The sequence below is a fragment of the Nonomuraea sp. NPDC051941 genome (assembly GCF_044593615.1).
In genome coordinates this window covers 102,419-125,841 of record NZ_JBIUCF010000003.1, presented here as the reverse complement: position 1 = coordinate 125,841, position 23,423 = coordinate 102,419, and the positions used below count along the sequence as shown (strand labels likewise).

Genomic DNA, 23,423 nt, shown 5'->3' with positions numbered 1-23,423 from the left:
TCTGCCCAGATTGCGGGGGTATTTCGTGAGTGTGTTGGCCATTGACGCCGGGACGACAGGCGTGACCGCTCTCGTAGTCACTGAAAACGGACAAATCGAGTCCAAGGGCTACGAGGAGTTCGCACAGCACTTTCCTTCCCCCGGATGGGTGGAGCACAATCCCGAAGAAATCTGGCAAGCCACGCTCTCCGCGTGCGGCACCGCGCTGAGCGGGGCCACCGGCTCCCCGTCCTGCGTCGGGATCACCACCCAGCGCGAGACCGCCGTGCTCTGGGACCGGCACACGCTGGCCGCGCCGTGCCGGGCCATCGTGTGGCAGGACCGGCGCACGGCCGCGATCTGCGATCGGCTGCGCGAGGCGGGCCACGAGCCGCGCGTGTCGGAGCTGACCGGGCTGCGGCTCGACCCGTACTTCACCGCGACGAAGCTGACCTGGCTCGCCGAGCACGACGAGACCACGTGGGCGGGCGTCCGGTCGGGGAACATCGCCATCGGCACGGTGGACTCCTACCTCATCGCCAGGCTCACGGCGGGCGCGCGGCACGTGACCGACCCGTCCAACGCCTCACGCACCCTCCTGTACGGCCTCGCCTCCGGCGACTGGGAGCCGGAGCTGTGCGAGCTGTTCGGGGTGCCCATGGAGGCGCTGCCCGACATCGTGCCCAACTACGGGCCGCTGGGGCTCACGGAGCCGTCCGCCTTCCTCGGGCTGGAGCTGCCGATCAGCGGGGTGGCCGGCGACCAGCAGGCGGCGCTGTTCGGGCAGACGTGCTTCGACGTGGGGGACGTCAAGTGCACCTACGGCACGGGTTCGTTCGTGCTGGCCAACCTCGGTGGGGAGATCGTCCGCTCCGACAAGGGGCTGCTGACCACGGTGGCCTGGCAGACGCCGTCGGGCGAGCGCACGTTCGCGCTGGAGGGGTCGATCTTCGTGACCGGGGCCGCCGTGCAGTGGCTGCGCGACGGGCTGGGGCTGATCGGCACGGCGCCGGAGTCCGAGGCCGTGGCGCGCACGGTGCCCGACAGCGGGGGCGTGGTGTTCGTACCGGCCCTGACGGGGCTCGGGGCGCCGCACTGGGACCCCGGCGCGCGCGGGCTGATCACCGGCATCACACGGGGCACGACGCGGGCGCACCTCGTCAGGGCCACGCTGGAGGCGATCGCGTTCGAGGTGCGGGACGTGGTGGAGGTGATGACCGGGGGCGCCGTACCGGTGCTCAAGGCCGACGGCGGGGCCGCCTCGAACGACCTGCTCATGCAGCTCCAAGCCGACCAGCTCGGGGCGGCGGTGGAGCGCCCGGCGATCCAGGAGACCACGGCCCTCGGCGCCGCCTTCCTGGCCGGGCTGGGAGCGGGCGTGTGGGCCTCGCGGGCCGAGCTGCGCCATACGTGGCAGCTCGAACGCCGCTTCGAGCCCGGCCCGCGGGACGACGCCGCCTACGAACGCTGGCGGGCCGCCGTCGAGCTGGCCTCCCGGCGATAGGACGCGCCCGCGGTGCGTCACCGCCCTCGTGCGTGGAAGACGCGTGCCGTCCGCGCGTACCCGATGGAGGCGGCGACGCGGTCGGCGGTCGCGGTGCCCAGCTCTCGTTCGGTGATCCACAGGCCCAGGTCCAGCCCGGCGCTCAGCGCTCCGGCGGTGATGCGGTCGCCGGCGTCGACGACGCGTTCCTCGACGACGTCCACGCCGTAGGACCGCAGTTCCTCGTACGCGTCGTGGTTGGTGGTCGCCTGCCGATCGGCCAGCAGCCCGGCGGCGGCGAGCAGCAGCCCACCGGTGCACACCGAGGCCATCCAGCGGGTCGAGGGCGCCACCTCCGCGAGCCTGGACGGGAGCACGCCGAGCTGCGCCTCGGCCCAGGCGCCCGCCGGGGCCCGGTTCAGCCATCCGCCGCCCGGAACGATCACCCCGTCGGCCCGCCCCAGGACGGTGGGCACCTCGACCCTGACGGAGCGCATGCTGGTCACGGTGCCGGGCCGCTCGGCGGCGACCAGCTCGACGGCGAGCCCGGCTATGGACAACACCTCGAACGGCCCGAACACGTCCAGTTCGTCGAAGCCGTCGAAGACCACGATCTCGATTCGCACGCAGCCAGGATCTCGCCGCAACGCCGGGCGCGTCATCTCCTTTTCACGCCACGGAGCGAGTGTCGCGTCCTGCCTCGTCCCGCACCCGCGCATCCTCCCGGGCGACCCCCAGGAACGGGCTGAACACGTCCACCTTGTCGCGGATGGAGGGGTCGAGCGACAGCAGCAGGTACGCCACCGCCCACCCGGCGCCGATCACCTTCGCCCAGCCGAGGATCGGCGCGTCCAGGCTGTCCAGCATGTCGAGGGCGTCCAGTTCCGACGACCATCGGTCCCAGGTCAGTTTCCGGTTCTCCTCCCAGGCGTGCACTCGCCGCCGCACCGCCGGGATCGGGCCGCCGGTCCGCAGCCAGGTCCGTAACCACCAGGGGCTGATAATCCGGCGCCATCCGCTGAAGCAAGCGAGCCGCCGGGCGGGTGTCTCCGCCGCGGTGCCGTCACTGTCCATCACAGGTTCAAGATGGCCTCATCGGGTGCGTCCCACGACGCCTCATGCTGGCACGTTCCGAGCGTCAACCCAAAGTTGACGGGAGTAGGTCGTCAACCTATGGTTGACGCATGGAGAGCATCGTTCGTCTCGACGACCTCATCAACACGATCAAGGGCCGCCATCCGGACGGCGACCCGCTGGAAGAGCTGGCCGATGCCGTGTCGCTGGGTGAGCACATCGGCGAGGTGGCCGACCATCTGATCGGGCACTTCGTGGACCAGGCCAGGCGGTCCGGGGCGTCCTGGACCGACATCGGGCGCAGCATGGGAGTCAGCAAGCAGGCCGTGCAGAAGCGGTTCGTGCCCAAGGACGGCGGCTCCCTGGCCGGGGAGCTGCGGGCCTACGCCCGCTACACCGATCGGGCCCGCCGGGTCGTCGTGCGGGCGCAGAAGGAGGCCCAGGACGCGGGGCACGGCCACATCGAGGTGGGGCACCTGGTGCTGGGGCTGCTGAGCGAGCCGGACGGGCTGGCGGCCAAGGCCATGGTGACGCTCGGGGCCTCGCCGGAGGCGGTCGGGGAGGCCGCCAGAACGGCGCTCGGGCCGGGCGGGGAGCCCACGATCGAGGCCGTGCCGTTCGCGGCGCAGAGCAAGAAGGCGCTGGAGCTGACGTTGCGCGAGGCGCTGCGGCTGGGCCACCCCTTCGTCGGGACCGAGCACCTGCTGCTGGGCGTGCTGTCGCTGGACGACGAGCCGGTGGCCCGGGCACTGGCCGAGCTGGGCGTGACCAAGGAGCCCGCCGAGCGTGAGATCGTCCGGACGCTCGGCGAGATCCTGCGGGACACCATGTCCTGATCGAGCCCTGGTGTCCCGGGAGGGGCGCGTCAGGGGGCGCCTGCCGGGCCCTGGGCGAAGCGGGTCAGGAGGTTGGTGGTCGCGCGGCGGGTGAAGGCCGCGGCGCGGTCGGAGACGCCGTGGCCGCACCGCTCCCCCCGCATCGCGCACACCCAGCGCATCGTCCCCGACGCGAACACCCCCGCCCCGCTCGGCGCCACGTAGTAGGTGCTGTCGGAGTGGGTCGCCCGCCCGCCGCCGCAGGAGTACGGCGACTCCGCCAGCACCTGGACGTTCCCCGGCGACCCGCGCGACACCTTGTCGGACTCGACGCCGACCATCCCCGGGAAGCGCCTCCCCTTGGTCCCGGCGAAGATCCAGTGGTGCGGCCGCGTCACCCGGTAGGCGCCTTCCGCCGGGAAGCAGTCGTACATCTGCCCCACCAGCGTGCTCTCCGGCTTGGAGTCCCGCCACAGCCGGCAGAGCCGCTCCTTGTCGCAGGCGAGCGTCCGGTCGTGCGTCGCGATCCGCCAGTAGACGGCGTTCGCGCCGAGGAAGGCCAGGTTCGTGCCGGCGTCCCTGGCCGTGGTGACGACTGTGCGCATGCCGGGCGACCAGTACTCGTCGTGCCCCAGCGACACCACCGCGCGGGCGCCGTCGAGCACGCCGGGCTTGAGGTCCAGGTTCGTCAGGTACGCCAGCGGCACGTGGCTCTGCTCGGCCACGGCCAGCGCCTCCTTCTCGAAGTCCAGGAAGAGCCGGGCCCCGTCGTCGTCGTACGGGCGGTCGAAGGTCACGGCGCGGGAGCGGTCGGCGTACCCGCGCGGGCCCGTGTAGAGGCTGTGGCCGCCCCACCGGTTGTACGCCTGCCAGGTGGTGACCGCGTTCACCATCACCACCCGGCCGGCGGTGGAGGCCGAGCGCACGGTGATCGGGACGTACCGCTGGGCGCCGGTCGAGGCGTCGAGCCTGATCAGGTACGCGCCCTCGGGCCAGCCCGCGGTGTCCACGGTGAGCGAGGGCCGCCAGTGGGCCGCGCTCACCGTGCCGCCCACGAGCCGCATCGGCGCCTGCCGAACGCCCTGGACTGCGGGCGACTCCCACACCTTGACCGGGTTCGCGCCCATGCGGAAGGCGCGCGCCGAGAAGCGCGGAGCGGTCGTCGAGACCCGCAGCCCGAAGCGCTCGCCCGGCAGGACGCTCACCCGGTCGGCGTAGCCCTCGATCTCGTGCTCCGCGCCGAGCCGCGTGATGCGCCACGACTCCTGCACCTCCGCGACGGACGGAGGCGTCCCGGCCGGGTCCGGGCGCTGGACCCGGTCCGGGGCGGGAGCTGGGGGCGAGCCGCCGCACCCGGCGACGACGACCAGCGACGACAGCATGACGAGGATCTTTCGCACCCGTCCATGGTCATGACCGAACGACCCGATGAGCCGTGACTTGGCGAACTCCTTACATGATCAGCACACAGGCCGGGCTTTCGACCTCGTACGCCTCCTCCGCGGGCTCGGGCACGCCGTCCTCGAGCCGGAAGACGGTGACGGCGTCCGAGTGCTGGCCGGCCACGTACATGGTGGTCCCGTCGATGGCGAAGTGCCTGGGCCAGTCGCCGCCCGCCGACACCTCCGCCACGTACGACAGGTCGGCGGCGCGCAGCACCGTGACGGTGTCGGGCCCGCGGTTGGCGACGTACACGAGGTCGCCGGCGAGCTGGAGGTGGGACGGGGCGTTCTTGCCCTGCGCGCGCGAGGCGGGGACGACCGTGTGGCGCCCGTCCTCGATGAGGGTGACGGTGCCGGCCAGCTCGCCCGCCACGTAGAGGCGCGATCCGGAGAAGGCGAAGTGGCGCGGGCCCGTGCCGGGCTCGAGCTTGATCGGCTCCAGCGCGGTGCCGTCGTAGCGGTAGCGGCGGATCTCGTCGGTGCCGAGGTCGGAGACGTGCAGGATCCCGTCGTGGAAGACGGCCTCGTGGGCGTGCGGGCCCTCCTGGCGCTCCGGGTCCGGGCCCGAGCCCTGGTGGCGCAGCACGATCGGCTCGCCCTCGAACGCGCCGCGATCGTCGAGGCGGTAGACGACGGCGACGCCGTCGCCGTAGTTGGCCGCCGCGAGCACGCTGCCGGTCGGGTCCACGGCGACGTGGCAGGGCAGGGAGCCTTCGCTCGGCCGCTCGTCCAGCACGTCGAGGGTCTCGCCCACCTGGAACGCGGTGAGCCAGCCGCGTTCGAGCTCGCCCGCCGCGTACAGCACCGGCAGGGTGGGATGGGCGGCCAGGAACGACGGCGAGGCCACTCTGGTGAGCCCGCCGCCGACCGTGACGATGCCGGGGCCGTATCCGCCTATGTAGACGCGCTTCACAACAGGGATCCTCTCATGGTTGACTGTAGCAATGAGTTCGTTGACAGAGGCAAGGGTCTCTGAGGTCAGGGCCTTCAACCGGTTCTATACGAAAGTGATCGGCGTGCTGCAGGCGGGCATGCTCGACTCGCCGTACTCGCTGACCGAGGTGAGGGTGCTGTTCGAGCTGGCGCACGCCGCGCCGATGGAGACCGGGGCACTGCGCTCCCTGCTCGACCTGGACGCGGGCTACCTCAGCCGCATCCTGGCGCGCTTCGAGACCGACGGGCTGATCTCGCGCGAGCGCTCCTCGTCGGACGCCCGCAAGCAGCTCGTACGGCTCACCTCCGCGGGCACCCAGACGTTCGCGGACCTCGACAGGCGCTCGGCCGAGGAGATCGAGCGGCTGCTGTCCGAGCTGCCGGACGAGAGCCAGGGGCGGCTGGTGGCCGGCATGGCCACGATCAGGGAGCTGCTGGGCGACGGGGGCGCCGGGCAACCGTACGTGATCAGGCCCCCGCGCACCGGCGACCTGGGCTGGGTCGTCTACCGGCACGGCGACCTCTACAGCCGCGAGTACGGCTGGGGCACGGAGTTCGAGCAGCTCGTCGCCAGGATCGTCGGCGATCTGGACTTCTCCCGGGACGCCGGGTGGATCGCCGAGGTGGGCGGGGAGCGGGCCGGCTGCGTGTTCTGCGTGCGGCAGGACGAGACGACGGCCAAGCTGCGGATGCTGCTGGTGGAGCCGTCCGCCAGAGGGCTGGGGCTCGGGCGGCGGCTCGTGGAGGAGTGCCTGCGGCACGCGCGGGCCGAGGGGTACAAGCGGATCACGCTGTGGACCCGCGACTGCCTGGTGAGCGCGCGGCGGATCTACGAGGGGACCGGGTTCGCGCTGGACTCGGAGGAGAGGGGCGTGGAGAACGGGGTCGAGGTCACCGAGCAGATGTGGTCACGCGACCTCTAGGCCACCAGTTGAGCGGGCCTGCCAGGCGCATCAGGCTCGGCACCAGCACCGCCCTGATCACGGTGGCGTCGACCAGCACGGCCACCGCCATGCCGACGCCCAGCATCTGCACGAACATCACCTGCGCCGTGGCGTAGGCGGCGAACGTGAGCGCCAGGATCCCGCCGGCGGCCGTGATCAGCGGCGCGCCCCGCTGCAGGCCGGTGGCCACGGCCTCCTCGGTGTCGCCGGTCCGGTCGTACTCCTCCTTGATGCGGGAGAGCAGGAAGACCTCGTAGTCCATCGACAGGCCGTACGCGACGCAGAGCATCAGGATCGGGATGCTGGGGTCGAGCGTGCCCGTCGGGGTGAAGCCGAGGAGGCCGGCGAGGTTGCCGTCCTGGAAGACCCAGACGATGGCGCCGAACATGACGCCCATGCTGAGGAGGTTCAGCAGGGACGCCTTGAGCGGGATGATCAGGCTCCTGGTCATCCCGAAGAGGACCAGGAACGTGACGCCGAGCATGAGGGCCAGCACCAGGGGGAGCCGGTCGACGATGGAGGCGCGGTAGTCGGCCAGCTCGGCCGGGTAGCCGCCGACCAGGACCTCGAAGGGCGGCTCGACGGCGCGTACGGACTGGACCAGCCGCACCGGGTCGTCGGCCAGCGCCTCGGCGGACGGGACCACGGACAGCCAGGTGTCTCGCACCGACCCGCGCCGGAACCTCTCGGGGTCGCCGTCGCCCACCCGGTCGCCGTCCGCGAACGAGCCGGCGGCGGAGTCGACCTGGGCGACCCCGGGGAGCCGGGACAACTCCACCGCATACTGCGAAATATCGCCTGACGTCTGATTTTTGGCGATTATCTGGATGGCGTCGGTCTCCTCCGCCGGGAAAGACTGCCGGATGATCTCCTGCGTCTGCCGGGACGACGCCTCCAGGGGCAGGATGCGGTCGTCGGCCACGCCGAACCGCAGCCCCAGGAACGGCGAGGCGAGCAGCAGCAGCACCGCCGTGGCCAGCCCGCCGAACACCAGCGGCCGCCGCATCACCCGGACGGCCAGCGCGTGCCAGAACCCCGCGTCCCGCTCCGGCCCGACCCGCTTGGGGAGCACGCCGGCCCCGATCGAGGCCAGCACGGCCGGCAGCACGATCACCGCCGCGAAGAGGCCGCCGGCGACGACGGCGATGCCCGCGTACGCGAAGGATCTCAGGAAGTCGAACGGCAGCGCGAACAGCACGGCCAGGGACGAGGCCACGGTGAGCCCGCTGAACAGCACCGTCCGCCCCGCGTGCTCCACGGCCCCGGCCACTGCGCTCGCCCGGTCAGCGCCGCGCCGCGTCTCCTCGCGGAAGCGCTGGATGACGAACAGGCAGTAGTCGATGCCGAGCCCGAGCCCCATCGCGAGGGTCAGGTTCAGGGCGAACGTGGAGATCCCGGTGAAGGCCAGGGGCACCCGCAGCAGCGCCAGCCCGATCACCATCGCGAACACCCCGGCCAGGATCGGCGCCAGGGCCGCCATGGCGCGCCGCTGGTAGAGCCAGAGCAGCGCGAACGCCAGCGGGAAGATGACCAGCTCGGCCCGTACGAAGTCCTGTCTGGACAGCGGCACGGCCTCCCTGAAGACCTCCTCCCCTCCCCCGGCCCGCACCTGGAGCAGGCCGGTGCCCTCGGTGATCTCGGGCACGAGCCCGGGCAGCACCCGCCCGCGCACGTGGTCGGCGTCCCCGGGGATGCGCACCACGATCAACGCGTGCCTGCCGTCCTCGCTGCGCATGGTGGCGGGCCTGCCGCGGGTCCAGTACGAGGCGGACTCGGCGACCCCCTCCCGCCCGCCGATCCGCGCGGTCAGCGCCCTGCCCTCGGCCTCGACCGCGGGGTCGTTCACGGTGCCGGCCTTCGCGGTCACCAGGAAGATCATGTCGGGGCTGCCGGTCCCGAACCGCCGTACCAGCTCGGCCTGCGCCCGGTCCGACTCCGACCCCGGCGCCTCGAACCTGGCCAGCGACAACCGCGGCACCGCCCCGGCCGCCAGCGCCGCGGCGACGGCGAGCACGACCAGGGCCAGGGCGAGCACGGCCCGGCGGCGCCGGACGATGAGGAAGCCCAGCCTGCGCAGCGGCGGCCCGGCCGTCTTCGTGTGGACCGGCCGTGGCCGCGTGTTCAGCGCCATGTAAGGTGCCCCCGCCTCAAAACTCGGTAAACTACTCGTGTTTGCTCTCCCAACCAGAAATACAAGTGAATGCTCGCATTTGTCAACGAGGAGACCCATGCCTGAACGCACGGTCCGCCGGCAGGCGCGCGGCCTGAAGCGCATGGCGGAGATCCTCGACGCCGCCGAGTCGGTGATCGCCGAGGTCGGATACCCGGACATGACGACGAACCACGTCGCCACGCGGGCGGGGATGTCGCCCGGGTCGCTCTACCAGTTCTTCCGCAACAAGGAGGAGATCCTCGACGGGCTCGTGGCCCGCTACACCGACGACCGGCAGGAGTTCTGGGCCGCCCGGCTGGCCGCCGTCACCCCGGAGGTGCCGCTGGAGGCGCTGGTGGGGCAGGTCGTGGACGAGAGCGTCAGGTTCAAGAGCGCGTCACCGGCGTACTGGTCGCTCCTGTACGGGTCGGCGACGGGCGACCAGCTGGCCTCGGCCTCGCGGCGGCTGCACGACGACATCGCCCGGCAGGTCGCGGCCATGCTCCGCCGCCGCTCCCCCGGCCTGGCGGAGGAGCGCGCCGCGCTCATGGGGACGATGGCGGTGGCCATGGTGAAGGCGGTGATGCCGCTGGTCACCACCGCGACGCCGGAGCGCGGCGCGGAGCTGGTGGCGGAGCTGAAGCTGGCTCTGGTGCGCTATCTGGGCTGAGCGCGGATTGAAGCTCGCCCTGGTCCGCCATCTGGGCTGAGCGCAGACTGAGGCTCGCCCTGGTCCGCCATCTGGGCTGAGCGCAGACTGAGGCTCGCCCTGGTCCGCCATCTGAGCTGAGCGCGGGCCGCGCGCTCAGCCGCGGAAGGGGCCCGACACCTCGAAGGTGTGGCCCTCGGTGCGGCCGCGCCGGGCCGAGAAGTAGAGCCGATCGCCCTCCGGCGAGAACGCCAGCCCGGTCAGCTCCGCCCCGGCGTGCCCCTCCAGCCTGAGGAACGGCGTGACCGCGCGGTCGGGGGCGATGACGTCGATCTCCGTCGTCTCCCTGGCCACGTACAGGTCGCCGGAGGGGGCGGCGGTGATGGCGCGCACGCCCTCGCACAGCCGCTCGAGCGCGGAGGTCTGCGCGTCGTAGGCCCACAGGCCCGTGTCTCCCTTGGTCGTGAAGTAGCACACCCCGCCCGCGTAGTGGCAGCCGTCGCCGCCGTCGAAGTGGCGGGCGCCCTCGACCTGGTGGCGGGCCTCCGTGCGCAGCGCCGCCGGCGAGGGCACCACCTGCCAGTGGCCCGAGGAGCACAGCACCTCCAGCGTGCCCTCCGTCAGGTCGCCCCAGTCGCTCGGCCGGAACCGGTAGAAGCAGCCGTCGGGCTCGTCCTCGGTCATGTAGACGACGCGCCGCTCGGGGTCGCAGGCGGCGGCCTCGTGCTTGAAGCGGCCCATGGCCAGGCGGGGGCGGGCGGCGCGGGCGCCGTACGGGTCGCACTCGAAGACGCGGCCGCGGTGGCCCAGCTCGCACGACAGCCAGGTGTGCCACGGCGTGGCGCCACCCGCGCAGTTGAGGTCGGTGCCCGACAGGATGCGGTAGGCGTCGCCGACGGTGCCGTCGGCGCGGAAGCGCAGCGCGGACGCGCCGCCGAGCAGGGGCAGCTCGGAGTTGGACACGTAGATCCAGCCGGCGCCGTCGGGGAAGCACGCGCCGCCGTCGGGGGCCGCGTGCCAGGTCAGCCCGGCGACCTTGTGGCCCGAGCGGGCCACCACCCTGCCGGTGAAGCCTGAGGGCAGCGCGAGGCCGTCGGCGCCCGGCAGGCCGAGCGGTCCGTACGGGCTGATGCCGCCCCGCAAGAGCGGGCCCGTGCGGAGGAGAGTCTTGTGGGACATCGTGGGGCCTCCCTCTAGGTGCCACGCTAGTCGACCGCACCGACATGAATGGCAGGGACTCGCGACATCAAACTCTGCGCAAACCCCGAACTCCCACTGCGCGATCATCCGGCCAACTCGCGTCGGCGGGCCGCCGGCCAGGGGTCGCGGCCCCGCTGGCAAGCATGTCGGCGGCCCCACCGGCGGCCCCGTCGGCGGGCATGTCGGCGGGCATGCCAAAGCCCGGGCTCCCGTGCGGGCTCCCGGGCTTTCTGGCAGGTCAGGCCTGGGCCTGGAACATCCAGTGCTGCTTGTCGATGTCCTGCGCCACCGCGATGAGCAGATCCTGGGTGACCGGGTCGGGCTCGTCGGTGGCCCGGACGCGCTCGTGCATGCGCTTGCTGACACCGTCCAGCAGGTCGGTGATCGTCGCCACGACCTTGCCGTCCTCGATCCAGCCGGACTCCGGCTGCTGGAGCTTCGTGGACCTGGCGACCGTGGTGGAACGTCCGTCCGGGTTGATCCCGACGGCGACGGCGCGTTCGGCGATGGTGTCCATGTGGGACCTGGCGAGGTCGGTGAGCTCGTCGAGCTGGAGGTGGATCGGGCGGAAGTGAGGGCCGATGAGGTTCCAGTGCGACTGCTTGGCGACCAGCGAGAGGTCGATGAGATCGACCAGGGCGCCCTGCAGGGCCCGCGCGACGGTGTCCTTGGCCTCTCCCGAGAGTGGGCCGGTGATCATGGCCATGTCCTGTTCCTCCCCATCGATAGGAGTTTTCCCTATTTATAACGACATGGCGGCGGCCATTCTTCCGCAACGTTGACAGTGTAACAATGACAGTGTCATTGTGAAGGTATGAGCGACACCTCCGCCTCCACCGAGCCCATCGGTTGGACCATCGGCGAGCTGGCCGAGCGCGCGGCGCTGGCGCTGCGCGCGAGCTCGGACGGCGCATCCGCCGGCAACGGCCGGGTCCGCGATGTGCCTGGCGAGCGGCTGATCAGGTGGTATACGACGATCGGGCTGGTGGACCCGCCGCTGACCAGGCGCGGCCGCATCGCCCAGTACGGGCGGCGGCACCTGCTGCAACTCGTGGCCGTGAAACGGCTGCAGGCCGCCGGGCACTCGATCGCCCAGATCCAGGCGGCCCTGGCGGGCGCCACGGACCGCATGCTGGAAACCGCCGCGGGTGCGGGCACTCCCCCCATGACCGGTGCCGTGCGCGACCGGGTGGGCCCTGGCTCGAGCGAGGCACCCGACGGCGCGCACCCGGCAGCCGGCGCCCGCCCGGGCAGTGGCGCGGCCAAGCGCACGGCGCCTGAGCGCGGCCCGACCGGGCAGGAAGCGGCCGAGCGCGGAGCGACGGATGCCGGTGGCGATGTGCGGGCCGGTGGCGATGTACGGGCCCGGGGTGATGAGGTGCCGGGCACGGCCGAAGCCGGGCATGATCGGCATGGCGGCGATCGGCATGGCGGCGATCGGGAGTCGGTGCGGGGGCGGTTCTGGGCTGAGCGGCCGGGAAAGGGCAGCGTGCGGGCTTCAGGGGCGGCACATCAGCTGACCGGGCCGGCCGACGGGCACCGCAGCAGCCCAAGCGCGCCCGGCGCGCCAAGCGGGGCGCATTCGACCGCGCCGGGCGGCATGCCCGAAAACCGGCCGGGTGGGGCGGTTGTCGTGGGGGTCAGGTTGGGGGACGGGGTGCGGCTGGTGCTGGACGCCGGCCGGGTCCCGTCGGAGGAGGACGTCCAGGCGGTGCTGGCGGCGGCAGGACCGTTGCTCGCGGTGCTCGAAGAAAGGGAGCTCAGATGAAGATCACTTCGCTGGAGCCCGCACGGTGCCTGCCGGTGCCGGACGCCGGGTTCGGCGCGCTGCGGACCGAGCGCGGCAACCTGCCGCTCGAGAGCGTTGACGTGAACGCCGGCATCTCCGGCCTCATCGCCGGGGTCGAGGTGACGCAGGGGTTCAGGAATCCGTTCGACGTCACCCTGGAGGCCACGTATGTCTTCCCGCTGCCCGACCGGGCGGCCGTCACCGGGTTCCGGATGGAGGCCGACGACCGGGTGATCGAGGGTGTGCTGAAGGAGCGCGCCCAGGCCAGGGCCGACTACGACCAGGCGTTGCGCGAGGGCAGGCGGGCGGCGATCGCCGAGGAGGACCGGCCCGACGTGTTCACGATCCGGGTGGGCAACATCCTGCCCGGCGAGCGCGTCTCGGTCCGGCTGACCATGAGCCAGCCCCTGCCGTACGAGGACGGGGCGGCCACGTTCCGGTTCCCGCTGGTCGTGGCCCCGCGCTACATCCCGGGCAACCCCGTCGACGGCCCGTCCGCGGGCGACGGCGTCGCGCCCGACACCGACGCGGTGCCGGACGCGTCCAGGATCAGCCCGCCGGTCCTGCTGCCCGGCTTCCCCGACCCGGTCCGCCTGTCGCTGAGCGCGACCGTGGACGCGGCCGGGCTGGAGCTGCGCGAGCTGGCCTCCAGCCTGCACGTGGTGGAGGAGGAGGGCCACACGGTACGCCTGCGCCCCGGCGAGCGCCTCGACCGCGACTTCATCCTGCGGCTGTCGTTCGACGCGTCCACGTCCCTGCAGCTCGACAGCCGCTCCGATCAAGGAGGGACCTTCGCGCTCACGGTCGTGCCGCCGCCGCTCCAGTCCACGCGCCCGCCGCGCGACCTGGTGCTGGTGCTCGACCGTTCCGGCAGCATGGGCGGCTGGAAGATGGTCGCCGCGAGGAGGGCCGCCGCCCGCATCGTCGACACGCTGACGGCCCAGGACAGGTTCGCGGTGCTGACGTTCGACTCGGTGGTGGAGGAGGCGTTCGAGGGCCTGGTGGAGGCCTCCGACCGCAACCGCTACGGCGCCGTCGAGCACCTCGCGCGGGTGGACGCCCGCGGCGGCACCGAGCTGCTGGAGCCGCTGCGCCGGGCCGTCGCCCTGCTGGGCGGCCGCGACGAGCGCGAACGGGTCGTGGTCCTGGTCACCGACGGCCAGGTGGGCAACGAGGACCAGATCCTGGAGCAGGCGGGCGGCGCCCTGTCGGCGATGCGCGTGCACACGGTCGGCATCGACCGCGCCGTGAACGCCGGCTTCCTCGGCCGCCTGGCCGGGCTCGGCGCGGGCCGGTGCGAGCTGGTCGAGTCGGAGGACCGGCTGGACGCGGCCATGGAGCAGATCCACCGCAGGATCGGCGCTCCCCTGGTGACCGACCTCTCCCTCAAGGGGCTCGAGCTCGAACCGGACACCATCACCCATCTCGGGTCGATCTTCCCGGGCGTGCCGCTGCGCGTGTACGGGCGCCACCGCGAAGGCTCCTCGCTGACCGTGCGCGGCCTGGCGGCCGGAGGGCCGTGGGAGGAGCAGGTCACGGGCGTGACGGTGGACAATCCGGCCATCCAGGCCGTGTGGGCCCGCGCGCACCTGCGGGAACTGGAGGACCGCTACGCCATGGGCGAGCACGACCTGGAGCCGCGGATCGTGCGGACGTCGCTGGAGTACGGCGTGCTGTGCCGCTTCACCGCGTACGTGGCGGTCGACACCAGGCAGGTCGCCGACGGAGGGCCGGAGCATCGCGTCATCCAGCCGGTCGAGCCGCCGAGCGGGTGGGAGCTGCCGCAGAACCCGCCGATGATGGGCTTCATGGCGCAGGCGGCGGTGATGGCCGCCCCGCCGGCCGCACCGCCGGCCGCCCCGCCGGCCGCACCGCGGATGCGGATGCCGGACCCCGGTCTCGGTTCCGCCGACGCGTCACCGGACTTCCTGACCGGTGGGCCGGCGGGGGGCGGAGGAGGGTTCGCCGGGCCTCCGAGGCCGGCCCCCTTCGCACCGGGCGGGCCCCGTGGTGGCCCCCGTGCTGGCAGGGCGCCGAAGTCCGCGCCGCGTCCCGGTCACCCGCTGGACTCGGTCCGGCCGCAGCTGGTGGCCGAGCTCGACCGGCTGAAGGCGCTGCCCATGGCCGACCTGCTCTACCTGGCGGACCTGGGCTCGCGGCTGGCGGCGCTGGCGGCGTACCTCGGGGGCAACGCGGAGCTGGAGACGCTGGCCCGCGAGCTGGAGGCCGCCGAGCAGCCGGGCGCCGACGCCCAGGCCCTGCACGACCGGGCGGTGGAGGTCCTCACCACCCTCGTGGGGGGCTCCGGCCCGGGCGGGTCCGGCGGCCCTCGCCGCGGACCCTTCTGGAAGCGCTCGTAGGCCTGCTCCGGGGGCCTGGCCGGGCCTCCGGAGAACGGGGTCACAGGAGCGGGGTCCACTCATCGACGCGGCGGTGCGCGACGTCCCCTCCCGCGTGGCCACCTGGCTGGTACGGCGCTGCGCCGCCGGCCGGGTGCCGCTCCACGCGGGCCAGGCGGGCCTGGGGGCCGAGATCGGCGCGACCAGGGTGAGCGTCAATCGGGCCCTGCGCGGGTTCGAGCGGCGGGGGATGATCGAGATCCGGGCCGGCGAGGTGGTCGTGCTGGATCCGCGCGCCCTCTCCCGCCTGGCGGCCCTCCCGGCCCCGGACCAGGCGTCGTGATCATGAACGGCGGGTGGCGGGCAAGGGCCGGGAAATTCACGGGAAGGCGTCTGTCCGACCCGGTCGCGCTGTTCTATCGTCACTGAGCATGGCGACCTCTCGCGCCCCGCTCCGCTTCGCCGAAGCAGTGTCCGCCACCGTCTCGGAGAGCGCCGGATCCGGCTTCTTCTTCGACTACGACGGCACCATCGCGCCGATCATGCGCGACCCCGGCGCGGTGTTCCCCGTGGCCGGTGCGCTGGAGCGGCTGCAGGTGCTGGCCAGGCTCGTGAGCAAGGTCGCGATCGTGTCCTCCCGCCCGGCCGCGTACCTGCGGGACCGCTTCTCCGGCGCTCCCCAGCTGCGCCTGTTCGGCCTGTACGGCATGCAGACCGTCGAGAACGGCCGCGTGCGCACGGACGCCGAGGCCGAGCCGTGGGCCCCGGTCATGCGGCGGGTGGCCGAGGAGGCCGCCCGCGACCTGCCGCGCGAGATCCTGATCGAGGACAAGGCGCTGATCGTGGCGCTGCACTACCGCTCGGCCCCGGCGCTGCGCGGCGCGGTCGAGCGGTGGTCGTCCCGCAAGGCGGCCGAGCTGGGGCTGCGGGAGCAGTACGGGCGCATGGTCGTCGAGCTCAGGCCGCCCGTCGAACGCGACAAGGGCACGGTCGTCGCCCGCGAGATCGAGACGCTGACCCGCGCCTGGTACTTCGGCGACGACCTGTCCGACGGCCGGGCCTTCGACGCGTTGCGCGGCAGGGAGGAGCGGGACCCGGCCTTCATGGGCGTCCGGGTCGCGGTGGCGAACACCGAGACGGGCGACGAGCTGGCCCGCGTGGCGGACTTCACGGTGGAGTCCCCCGAGGACACGCCCGCCCTGCTCGACCACGTGATCAGCGCCTTCCCCGGCCGCCCTCCGGTGGTGGGCGCGGGCTCACGCCACCGGTAGGCGGCCACGGGCCCGCCCACGTGCTCGTACCCTGGTGGAGTGACTGCACTTGTCCTGGACGGCGGCCTGTCCACCCAGCTCGAACGGCTCGGCGCCGACCTCGGCGACGAGCTCTGGTCCGCGCGGCTGCTGCTGGAGCGGCCCGAGGTGATCCGGCGCGCCCACGCCGACTACTTCGCGGCGGGCGCCGACGTGGCCACGACCGCCAGCTATCAGGCCACGATCGCCGGATTCGTCCGGCGCGGCCTGGACGTGGCGGCGGCCGAGCGGCTGATCAGGCTGTCGGTCGAGCTGGCCGCGCAGGCACGCGACGAGGCCGGGCACGGGCTGGTGGCGGCCTCGGTCGGCCCGTACGGCGCCTTCCTGGCCAACGGCGCCGAATACACCGGCGACTACGACCTCGACGAGGACGGCCTGTTCGACTGGCACCTGCCGCGCTGGGAGATCCTCGCCTCGGCCGGAGCCGACCTGCTGGCCTGCGAGACGATCCCGTCCTATCCCGAGGCCCGGGTGCTGGCCAGGCTGCTGGCCCGCACGCCCGAGGTGAAGGCGTGGGTGAGCTTCTCGTGCCGTGACGGCGAGCGGCTCAACGACGGCACGCCGATCACCGAAGCGGCCGCGCTGTTCGGCGGAAACCCGCAGGTGGTGGCCGTCGGGGCCAACTGCACCGCGCCGCGCCACATCCCCGGGCTGATCTCGTGCCTGGCGGGCGGGCTGCCCGTGGTGGTCTACCCCAATTCGGGCGAGACGTGGGACGCCGGGCACCGCCGGTGGCTGGGGCTGGCCGACCCGGTGGAGTTCGGGCAGGCGGCCAAGGAGTGGCAGCTGGCGGGCGCGTCGCTGATCGGCGGGTGCTGCCGTACGACGCCCGAGCACATCGCGCAGATCCGCGCCCACCTCTCCTGAGACCCTGAGACGCGGCCCTCTCCTGAGACGCGGCGGGACCCCGCGCGGGCGCGGGGTCCCGGTTCCCGGAGGAGAAGCCGTCAGGCGAGCGCCGACTCGGGGCGGCGGCGGGCCAGGACGTTGTCCAGGGCCAGCGCGCCCCCGCCCGTGAAGCCGACGGCCAGGCTGGCCGCGGCCAGCGCCAGGACGAACTCGTAGCCGCCCTCGCCGGCGCTGAACCCGCTCGCGCCGTGCACGAACACGATGGCGCCCACCATGTCGAGGGCCAGCAACGTGCCGGCGATCGGCAGCGCGGCGCCCAGGATCAGCGCGAGCCCGCCGGCCACCTCCAGCACGGCGACGGCGGGAGCGGCCACGGAGGCCAGCGGGATGCCCGCGGACTCGAAGAACTTGGTCGTGCCCGCGATCCCCATGGTCGCGAACTTCTGGTAGCCGTGGACGAGGAAGATCACGCCGATGGCGATCCTCGCGAGCAGCAGGACGACGGGGCGCGCCTGGCCGATCATGCGATCTCCTTAAGAGTGGTTCAGATTTGAACAACGACCCTAGCATTGATTGTTCAAATCTGAACGACAGTAGACTGAACCGGTGACGGACCCCCGATGGCTTGACGCGACGGAGATGGCGGCGTGGCGCGCCTTCCTGTCCACCGCCCACCTGCTCGAACGGCGGATCGAGGAGCAGCTCAAGGCCGCGGCCGGGCTGACGCATCCGCAGTACGAAATTCTGACGCGGCTGTCGGACACGCCGGGCCATCAGATGCGCATGACCGAGCTGGCCAAGGGAGTCGTGGTGTCGAAGAGCGCGCTGACGTACCAGATCACCCAGCTCGAGAAGGCGGGCCTGGTGGAGCGCGCCACCTGCCCCGGCGACGAGCGCGGGGTGCTGGCGGTGCTCACGGACGCGGGCGTGCGCTGCCTGGAACGGGTGGCTCCGGGTCACCTGGAGGTCGTGCGCGCGTACCTGATCGACCGGATCAGCCGCGAGGAGCTGCACACCATGACCACGGCCATGCAGAAGACCGAGACGGTCTTACGCGCCTCCGGGTGAGCTCACCCCTTGGCGGCGGCGGCGCGCGCGGCGCGCTCCAGCTCGACCTTGGCGCTCGCGGCGTACTTGTCGACGTATTCCTGCCCGGACAGCTCCATCAGGGCGTACATGATCTCGTCGGTCACGGCGCGCAGCACCAGCCGGTCGTCCTCCATCCCGTAGTAGCGGGAGAAGTCGAGCGGCTTGCCGAACTTGACGCCCGGCCGGATCCCGAACTTGGGCAGCGGCCGCCCCGGCGGCATCATCTCGTACGTGTTGATCACGGCCCACGGGATGACCGGCGCCCGTGACTCCAGGGCGAGCCTGGCCACGCCGGTCTTGCCCTTGTAGAGGCGGCCGTCGGGCGAGCGGGTGCCCTCGGGGTAGATGCCGAGGATGTGGCCCTCACGCAGGATGCGCAGGCCGGTGCGGAGCGCCGCCTCGCTCGCCTTGCCGCCGGAGCGGTCGATCGGCACGGTGCCGACGCCGCTGAAGAACAGCCGGGTGAAGAAGCCCTTGACGCCGCGCCCGGTGAAGTAGTCGGCCTTGCCGAGCGAGATGACCTTGCGGCGGATCTGCAGCGGGCCGAAGAAGTGGTCGGCGAACGACAGGTGGTTGCCGGCCAGGATCGCGGGCCCCTGTTTGGGCACGTTTTCCGAGCCCTCCGTCCACGGCCTGAAGACGGCGAGGAGGAACGGACCCAAGATGGCCTTGACCACCCAGTAGAACACTCCGGCACCTCTTCTCCAGCGCGTTACGTGTGAGCAGAGTCATCTTCCCACCTTGAACACGATGCTCCTACACCAGCTCTCGCACAAACACCCCGGAACGTGCGACGATCGGGCCGTTCCCGGAGGAACCTGCCCGGAATGAAACTGCATGGAGGAGCTGTTATGCCGCTCATGCCAGGCGCGGAGCCCTACCACCATCGAGCAGGCCAGGTCGGTGTGCTGCTCTGCCATGGGTTCACCGGCTCGCCACAGTCGCTGCGCCCCTGGGGGGAGTTCCTGGCCGGGCACGGGGTGAGCGTCTCGCTGCCCCGCCAGCCCGGGCACGGCACCACGTGGCAGGAGATGAACAGGACGCGCTGGGAGGACTGGTACGCCGAGGTCGAGAAGGCGTTCGCGGACCTCCAGGGGCGCTGCCCGGACGTGTTCGTGGCGGGGCTGTCGCTGGGCGGCTGCCTGGCGCTGCGGCTCGCCGAGGTGCACGGCCCGGCGATCGCCGGCGTGATCGCGGTCAACCCCTCGATCACGAACGACGTGCCGCTGCTCAAGCTCGCTCCGCTGCTCAAGTGGTTCGTGCCGTCGGTGCCCGGCGTCGCCAACGACGTCAAGAAACCCGGCGTGACCGAGCTGGCCTACGACCGCACCCCGGTGAAGGCGGCGGCGTCGCTGCCCTCGCTGTGGTCGCTGGTGCAGGCCGACCTGGCTAAAGTGACGCAACCACTGCTGGTCTTCCACAGCACGGAGGACCATGTGGTCAAGCCGACGAGTGTGGCGATCATCCGTGCGAAGGTCCCACAGGCCACGATCGAGGAGCTAAGCGATAGCTACCATGTTGCGACGCTTGACAACGATGCCGACAGGATCTTTGCCGGGAGCCTCGACTTCATCCGGACACATGCCTCGGTACCCTTGCAGAGGGACTGATCGCACCCAGGGGGAAGTCGCGATCGCTGTGGAGAGGCCCATCTAGGTGACGCCCCAGAGTGACGAGGACGAGGTCTGGCGGCAGATCGTCGCGTCCTTCAACGACACCGCCGAGCGCGACTCGGCCGACCAGCCATGGCCGGACAGCGAGAACGTCCCCGCCGAGCCCACCCGCCGAGTGGTGAAACCCTCGGAGGAGCCCGAGCTCGACGAGGAGCCGTACAAGGACCCGGCGGACGACGAGGAGGAGGCGGACGAGGGCCACTTCGAGCCGCCCCCGCCGCCCCCGCTGCCCAAGCTCGACCTGCCCACCAAGCTGGCGTGGGTGGCGCTGTTCGGCGGGCCCGCCTATCTCCTGGTGGCCGCGATGGCGAGCTGGCACATGGAGGGCTGGGCGCTGTTCACGGCCGTGGCGGCGTTCATCGGCGGGTTCGTGGCGCTGGTGGTGCGCATGGGCGACGGCCCGCCCAACGACTCCGGCTGGGATGACGGCGCCGTGCTGTAGGGGCCCGCCGCTAGGACTTCGCGGTGGTGGTCTTGGGCGCGAACGACTCGACCACGTCGGTGTAGCGGTCGCGGGTGTCGACCGCGTGCCCGACCGCCCACACCGTGCCCTTGCCGGGCAGGTAGGCCACCGCCTGGAGGCGTACGCTGCTGCGGCCCCGCATGGCCCCGCCGCGGATGGTCGCGCACTCGCCCTTCTCGCAGCGCAGCATGAACGGCTCGGCGGCCCGCGCCGGGTCGTAGCCGGTGATCCAGTAGCGGCCCTTGCCGTCGCCGGTCACGCCGTAGAGACGAGCGTCGGCGACGGGCGTCGGCTGCTCGCTCCAGCGCTTGCCGTTCCAGGTGAGCACGAGCGGCGAGACCTCGCCGGGCCCGCGGTAGACGCCGCCGACGGCCACCGCCCGCTTGGCGCTGTCGACCTGCAGGTCACGCAGGTAGCCGCCGGGGATCGAGGGCACCGGCATGGACTCCCACGAGCCGCCCGAGTAGTGCATGATCAGCGGCTCGGAGCCGGTGTCACCGACGGCGAACCCGCCGGCCACCGCGTAGAGCGCGCCCTTCTCCGTGGTCTGCTGCACGGTCCAGGAGTTGCCCTGGCCGGTGAGGATGAGGCCCTGCTGGTCGCGGCTGCCGACCGCCACCACCCGCCCCGGCTTGGCGTCCACGCCGCCCAGCCAGTCTCCCGCCCGCAAGAGCGGGGTGGGGCGGCCGTCGTCGCCGGGGCTGCCCTGCGGCCTGATCCGGTCGAACCCGCTGACGTCGCCGTGGGCCAGGTACGGCAGCCCGTCGTGCCCGTCGCCGACCGCCCACACGTCGGACGGCCCGGCGACGGCCAGCCCGCGCAGGTTTCCCGCGGCGGTGGCGTCGCGGATGGAGACCTCGGACCAGCCGCTGCCGTTCCAGTGGCGGACGGTGCCGCGGTTCTTCCAGACGTCCCAGATCTCCTGCTGGCCGACCGCCCACACGTCGTTGGAGGAGACGGCCAGCACGTCGGACAGTGAACCGTCGGCCTGCAGGCGCGCGCTTGTCGACTGCTGCCACGCCTCCATGGTGGCGGGGCGGCGGGGTTCGGCATGCGCGGCGGGCGTGACCTGCGTCAAGGCCACGGACGTCGCCAAGATGAAGGAGAGCGCACGCCGCTGATGGCGACGGGTCATGAGCAAATGCTACGGGCTGGGGGGCCGGTCTTGCCCGTTAGTGCCCAACTCGCAACTCTGCGACAACAGGCAGATGGTCGCTGGCCCCGGCCAGATCGGCGATCGGGGCGTCCACTCCCCCGCACGACACGACACGCGCCTCGCGCGCCGCGAACACGCCGTCGATGCGCACGGAGGGCCGCGCCGCGGTGAACGTCAGGCCGTCGCCCTTGGGCGCCACGGCGTGGCAGTCGGCCAGCCGTCCGGCCAGGTAGCGCCAGGCGGGCTGGTGCGCCTGCTCGTTGATGTCGCCGCCGAGCACGATCGTCGCGCCGAACCGGGTGGCCGCGCGCTCCATCAGCGCCACGGCCTCGGCGGCGTGGTGCATCCTGGCCGGGCCGTTGAGGTCGAGATGGAGCGAGCCGACGGCCAGGCGGACCCCCTCGATCTCCACCACGGCGAGCGCGAGCGCGCGCCGTTCCAGGCCGAGGAAGCCCCGCAGCGCGCGGCTCTCGGCGTGCAGCACGGCGACGCGCGGCCCGGCGAGCACGGCCACGCCGCCCACCCGGCCGGGGGTGGCCACGCGCAGGCCCGCCGCGGCGGCCAGGGCCTCGCGCCTGGCCCGCCAGCGGACGACCTTGGGCGCCTCCTGCAGGCACAGCACGTCGGCGCGCATGGCGGCGATGACCCTGGTCAACGCGGGCACGCTGTCGCGCAGCCCGCGTACGTTGTACGTGCCGACCCTGATCGTCAGCGCTGCCTGGCCAGGTCGGCCGCGCCCACCACCCCCGCGGAGGCGCCCAGCTCGGCCAGCCGGATCTCGGCGAGCGGCCGGTGCCCGCGGCCGGTGAGCTTCTCGGCGAAGGCCTGGCGGGCCCGGTCGATGAACAGGTCGGCGGCCCGCGAGACGCCGCCGCCCACGATGAAGCAGCCGGGGTCGAGAACGGAGGCCAGGTCGGCCATGCCCTGGCCCAGCCACTCGGCCAGGCTGGCGAACGCGGCCAGCGAGGCCTCGTCGCCCAGCCGGGCCGCCTCGGTGATCTCCTCGCCCTCGATCTTGCCGCCGGCCAGGCCGAGGAGGATCTTCGCCTGCTCCGGGTGGACCTCGGCGATCTCCCTGGCGTCCTTGACGAGGGCCTGGCCGCTGGCGTACTGCTCCCAGCAGCCGACGTTGCCGCAGCCGCACTGGCGCCCGCCCGGGAGCACCTGCATGTGGCCGAACTCGGCGCCCATGCCCCAGCGGCCGCGGTAGAGGGCGCCGTCGACGACCAGGCCGCCGCCGATGCCGGTGCCCAGCGTGATGCAGACCACGAAGGACTGGCCGCGCCCGGCGCCGAACCTGCTCTCGCCCCACGCCATGGCGTTGGCGTCGTTCTCGACCACGACCGGCAGGCCGACGAGGCCGCTGATCTTCTTCTGCAGCGGCTCCTCGCGCCAGGCGAGGTTGGGGGCGAAGCGCACAATCGAGCGGGTCTCGTCGACGAACCCCGCCGCGCCGACCCCGACGGCCTCGATCTGCCTGCCCGCGCTCAGCTCGCGAACGACATCGGCCACCGTCTCGGCCACCAGGTCGGGGCGGTCGGCGGCGGTGGGCCTGAGTGTGTGTTCGACGATCACGCCCTTGTCGTCGACCACACCGGCGGCCACCTTGGTCCCGCCGATATCGACACCGATCGTGAGCATTGGCCCCTTTTCTCCTATCCCAGATCTATGTGTTCCACGTTGCCGCCACCCTCCGGCCGGGTGGCGCGGCGGTCCGGCGTGTCCTCGCGCGGCCCGCGGGGGGCGGGCCTGCTCAGCGAGTCAAGCGCGCCGCGGAACGCGGCGAACAGCTCCCCGCCCGCGGCCATCAGGTGCCCCGTCACGTCGGCGCCCGACTCGCGCTGGGCCGCGATGGCCCTGCACCACGGGCAGGCCCGGCAGATGTACTCGTCGTGGGGCTCGGACACCGCCTCTTCCCACACGTCGCGCTCCCTGCGGGCACCCCCGCCGGTGAACGAGTTGAACACGCTCTTGCCGACCTGGCGGGTGGCCCGCCCCTGGATCGACTCGAACAGCTTGCGTGCCTCGTCGGCGACGGTCCCGATCGGGTCTCTGTCGTTGCCGGTGTTGCTCTCGGTCATCTC

25 protein-coding genes are annotated in these 23,423 nt (G+C 72.5%); 12 read left to right on the top strand and 13 right to left on the bottom strand.

What is annotated here, in order from left to right; genetic code table 11:
• Positions 1 to 25: 25 nt before the first annotated feature.
• Entirely contained in the window at positions 26 to 1,483 is a 1,458-nt protein-coding gene (locus ACIHFD_RS07065) for an FGGY family carbohydrate kinase (protein ID WP_397365974.1), read from the top strand.
• A 17-nt stretch (positions 1,484 to 1,500) separates the two neighbouring features.
• Here the strand turns inward: ACIHFD_RS07065 and ACIHFD_RS07060 are convergent, their stop codons facing one another.
• Together ACIHFD_RS07060 and ACIHFD_RS07055 are read right to left on the bottom strand one after the other, a co-directional pair.
• On the bottom strand, positions 1,501 to 2,088 hold the full coding sequence (locus ACIHFD_RS07060) for a DJ-1/PfpI family protein (RefSeq protein ID WP_397365973.1): 588 nt from the start codon (positions 2,086 to 2,088) through the stop codon (positions 1,501 to 1,503).
• Positions 2,089 to 2,131: 43 nt separating this feature from the next.
• Positions 2,132 to 2,539, bottom strand: coding sequence for a hypothetical protein (locus tag ACIHFD_RS07055; RefSeq protein WP_397365971.1), 408 nt, complete (start codon positions 2,537 to 2,539; stop codon positions 2,132 to 2,134).
• Positions 2,540 to 2,646: 107 nt separating this feature from the next.
• Between ACIHFD_RS07055 and ACIHFD_RS07050 the strand changes: the two genes are divergently transcribed.
• On the top strand, positions 2,647 to 3,372 hold the full coding sequence (locus ACIHFD_RS07050) for a Clp protease N-terminal domain-containing protein (RefSeq protein WP_397365970.1): 726 nt from the start codon (positions 2,647 to 2,649) through the stop codon (positions 3,370 to 3,372).
• A gap of 29 nt (positions 3,373 to 3,401) precedes the next feature.
• Here ACIHFD_RS07050 and ACIHFD_RS07045 read toward each other — a convergent pair whose 3' ends face one another.
• Together ACIHFD_RS07045 and ACIHFD_RS07040 are read right to left on the bottom strand one after the other, a co-directional pair.
• Positions 3,402 to 4,751, bottom strand: a complete 1,350-nt coding sequence (locus ACIHFD_RS07045) for a N,N-dimethylformamidase beta subunit family domain-containing protein (RefSeq protein ID WP_397365969.1) — start codon at positions 4,749 to 4,751, stop codon at positions 3,402 to 3,404.
• 52 nt (positions 4,752 to 4,803) lie between these two features.
• Complete coding sequence (locus ACIHFD_RS07040) at positions 4,804 to 5,706, bottom strand: lactonase family protein (RefSeq protein WP_397365968.1); 903 nt, start codon at positions 5,704 to 5,706, stop codon at positions 4,804 to 4,806.
• A 94-nt stretch (positions 5,707 to 5,800) separates the two neighbouring features.
• On the opposite strand from ACIHFD_RS07040, the gene ACIHFD_RS07035 reads away from it, so the two are divergent.
• Positions 5,801 to 6,649, top strand: coding sequence for a GNAT family N-acetyltransferase (locus ACIHFD_RS07035; RefSeq protein WP_397365967.1), 849 nt, complete (start codon positions 5,801 to 5,803; stop codon positions 6,647 to 6,649).
• Here ACIHFD_RS07035 and ACIHFD_RS07030 read toward each other — a convergent pair.
• A complete protein-coding gene (locus ACIHFD_RS07030) occupies positions 6,618 to 8,801 on the bottom strand; it encodes an MMPL family transporter (RefSeq protein ID WP_397365966.1) in 2,184 nt (727 codons plus the stop codon). The genes ACIHFD_RS07035 and ACIHFD_RS07030 overlap by 32 nt on opposite strands.
• A gap of 97 nt (positions 8,802 to 8,898) precedes the next feature.
• On the opposite strand from ACIHFD_RS07030, the gene ACIHFD_RS07025 reads away from it, so the two are divergent.
• Entirely contained in the window at positions 8,899 to 9,492 is a 594-nt protein-coding gene (locus ACIHFD_RS07025; protein ID WP_350729002.1) for a TetR/AcrR family transcriptional regulator, read from the top strand.
• Between the two features lie 135 nt (positions 9,493 to 9,627).
• Here the strand turns inward: ACIHFD_RS07025 and ACIHFD_RS07020 are convergent, their stop codons facing one another.
• Together ACIHFD_RS07020 and ACIHFD_RS07015 are read right to left on the bottom strand one after the other, a co-directional pair.
• Positions 9,628 to 10,650 (bottom strand): alkaline phosphatase PhoX, encoded by a 1,023-nt coding sequence (locus ACIHFD_RS07020; RefSeq protein ID WP_397365965.1) that lies wholly within the window; start codon positions 10,648 to 10,650, stop codon positions 9,628 to 9,630.
• 259 nt (positions 10,651 to 10,909) lie between these two features.
• Entirely contained in the window at positions 10,910 to 11,377 is a 468-nt protein-coding gene (locus tag ACIHFD_RS07015) for a DNA starvation/stationary phase protection protein (protein WP_350728998.1), read from the bottom strand.
• Between the two features lie 108 nt (positions 11,378 to 11,485).
• Here ACIHFD_RS07015 and ACIHFD_RS07010 point away from each other — a divergent pair, with 108 nt between their 5' ends.
• The 5 genes from ACIHFD_RS07010 to mmuM all read left to right on the top strand — a co-directional run bounded on the left by ACIHFD_RS07010 (position 11,486) and on the right by mmuM (position 16,976).
• A complete protein-coding gene (locus ACIHFD_RS07010) occupies positions 11,486 to 12,439 on the top strand; it encodes a MerR family transcriptional regulator (protein WP_397365964.1) in 954 nt (317 codons plus the stop codon).
• Entirely contained in the window at positions 12,436 to 14,820 is a 2,385-nt protein-coding gene (locus ACIHFD_RS07005; protein ID WP_397365963.1) for a VIT domain-containing protein, read from the top strand. Before ACIHFD_RS07010 ends, ACIHFD_RS07005 begins: the two co-directional genes overlap by 4 nt.
• Before the next feature lie 73 nt (positions 14,821 to 14,893).
• The gene (locus tag ACIHFD_RS07000) at positions 14,894 to 15,142 is read left to right on the top strand and encodes a Crp/Fnr family transcriptional regulator (RefSeq protein ID WP_397365962.1); all 249 of its coding nucleotides are present in this window, start codon (positions 14,894 to 14,896) and stop codon (positions 15,140 to 15,142) included.
• 88 nt (positions 15,143 to 15,230) lie between these two features.
• Positions 15,231 to 16,070, top strand: a complete 840-nt coding sequence (gene otsB, locus ACIHFD_RS06995) for a trehalose-phosphatase (RefSeq protein ID WP_397365961.1) — start codon at positions 15,231 to 15,233, stop codon at positions 16,068 to 16,070.
• Between the two features lie 39 nt (positions 16,071 to 16,109).
• The gene (gene mmuM / locus ACIHFD_RS06990; RefSeq protein WP_350728992.1) at positions 16,110 to 16,976 is read left to right on the top strand and encodes a homocysteine S-methyltransferase; all 867 of its coding nucleotides are present in this window, start codon (positions 16,110 to 16,112) and stop codon (positions 16,974 to 16,976) included.
• Between the two features lie 80 nt (positions 16,977 to 17,056).
• Here the strand turns inward: mmuM and ACIHFD_RS06985 are convergent, their stop codons facing one another.
• Complete coding sequence (locus tag ACIHFD_RS06985; RefSeq protein WP_350728991.1) at positions 17,057 to 17,482, bottom strand: DoxX family protein; 426 nt, start codon at positions 17,480 to 17,482, stop codon at positions 17,057 to 17,059.
• An 82-nt stretch (positions 17,483 to 17,564) separates the two neighbouring features.
• Here ACIHFD_RS06985 and ACIHFD_RS06980 point away from each other — a divergent pair, with 82 nt between their 5' ends.
• Complete coding sequence (locus ACIHFD_RS06980; RefSeq protein ID WP_350728989.1) at positions 17,565 to 18,026, top strand: MarR family transcriptional regulator; 462 nt, start codon at positions 17,565 to 17,567, stop codon at positions 18,024 to 18,026.
• Positions 18,027 to 18,028: 2 nt separating this feature from the next.
• Here the strand turns inward: ACIHFD_RS06980 and ACIHFD_RS06975 are convergent, their stop codons facing one another.
• Positions 18,029 to 18,736 carry a lysophospholipid acyltransferase family protein gene (locus ACIHFD_RS06975; protein WP_363963527.1) on the bottom strand — a complete coding sequence of 236 codons (708 nt, stop codon included), beginning with the start codon at positions 18,734 to 18,736 and terminating at the stop codon, positions 18,029 to 18,031.
• A 162-nt stretch (positions 18,737 to 18,898) separates the two neighbouring features.
• On the opposite strand from ACIHFD_RS06975, the gene ACIHFD_RS06970 reads away from it, so the two are divergent.
• Positions 18,899 to 19,657 carry an alpha/beta fold hydrolase gene (locus ACIHFD_RS06970; protein ID WP_350728987.1) on the top strand — a complete coding sequence of 253 codons (759 nt, stop codon included), beginning with the start codon at positions 18,899 to 18,901 and terminating at the stop codon, positions 19,655 to 19,657.
• 46 nt (positions 19,658 to 19,703) lie between these two features.
• Positions 19,704 to 20,162: a hypothetical protein gene (locus ACIHFD_RS06965; RefSeq protein WP_350728985.1), complete on the top strand. Its 459-nt coding sequence runs from the start codon at positions 19,704 to 19,706 to the stop codon at positions 20,160 to 20,162.
• Between the two features lie 10 nt (positions 20,163 to 20,172).
• Here the strand turns inward: ACIHFD_RS06965 and ACIHFD_RS06960 are convergent, their stop codons facing one another.
• From ACIHFD_RS06960 to ACIHFD_RS06945, 4 genes are read right to left on the bottom strand one after another with little or no spacing between them, the layout of a single operon-like run.
• Entirely contained in the window at positions 20,173 to 21,318 is a 1,146-nt protein-coding gene (locus ACIHFD_RS06960) for a hypothetical protein (RefSeq protein ID WP_397365959.1), read from the bottom strand.
• A 37-nt stretch (positions 21,319 to 21,355) separates the two neighbouring features.
• Positions 21,356 to 22,003 (bottom strand): endonuclease/exonuclease/phosphatase family protein, encoded by a 648-nt coding sequence (locus ACIHFD_RS06955; RefSeq protein WP_397365958.1) that lies wholly within the window; start codon positions 22,001 to 22,003, stop codon positions 21,356 to 21,358.
• A 44-nt stretch (positions 22,004 to 22,047) separates the two neighbouring features.
• On the bottom strand, positions 22,048 to 22,980 hold the full coding sequence (locus ACIHFD_RS06950; protein WP_397365957.1) for an ROK family glucokinase: 933 nt from the start codon (positions 22,978 to 22,980) through the stop codon (positions 22,048 to 22,050).
• A 14-nt stretch (positions 22,981 to 22,994) separates the two neighbouring features.
• Positions 22,995 to 23,420, bottom strand: a complete 426-nt coding sequence (locus ACIHFD_RS06945; protein WP_397365956.1) for a DUF5304 family protein — start codon at positions 23,418 to 23,420, stop codon at positions 22,995 to 22,997.
• Positions 23,421 to 23,423 lie beyond the last annotated feature (3 nt).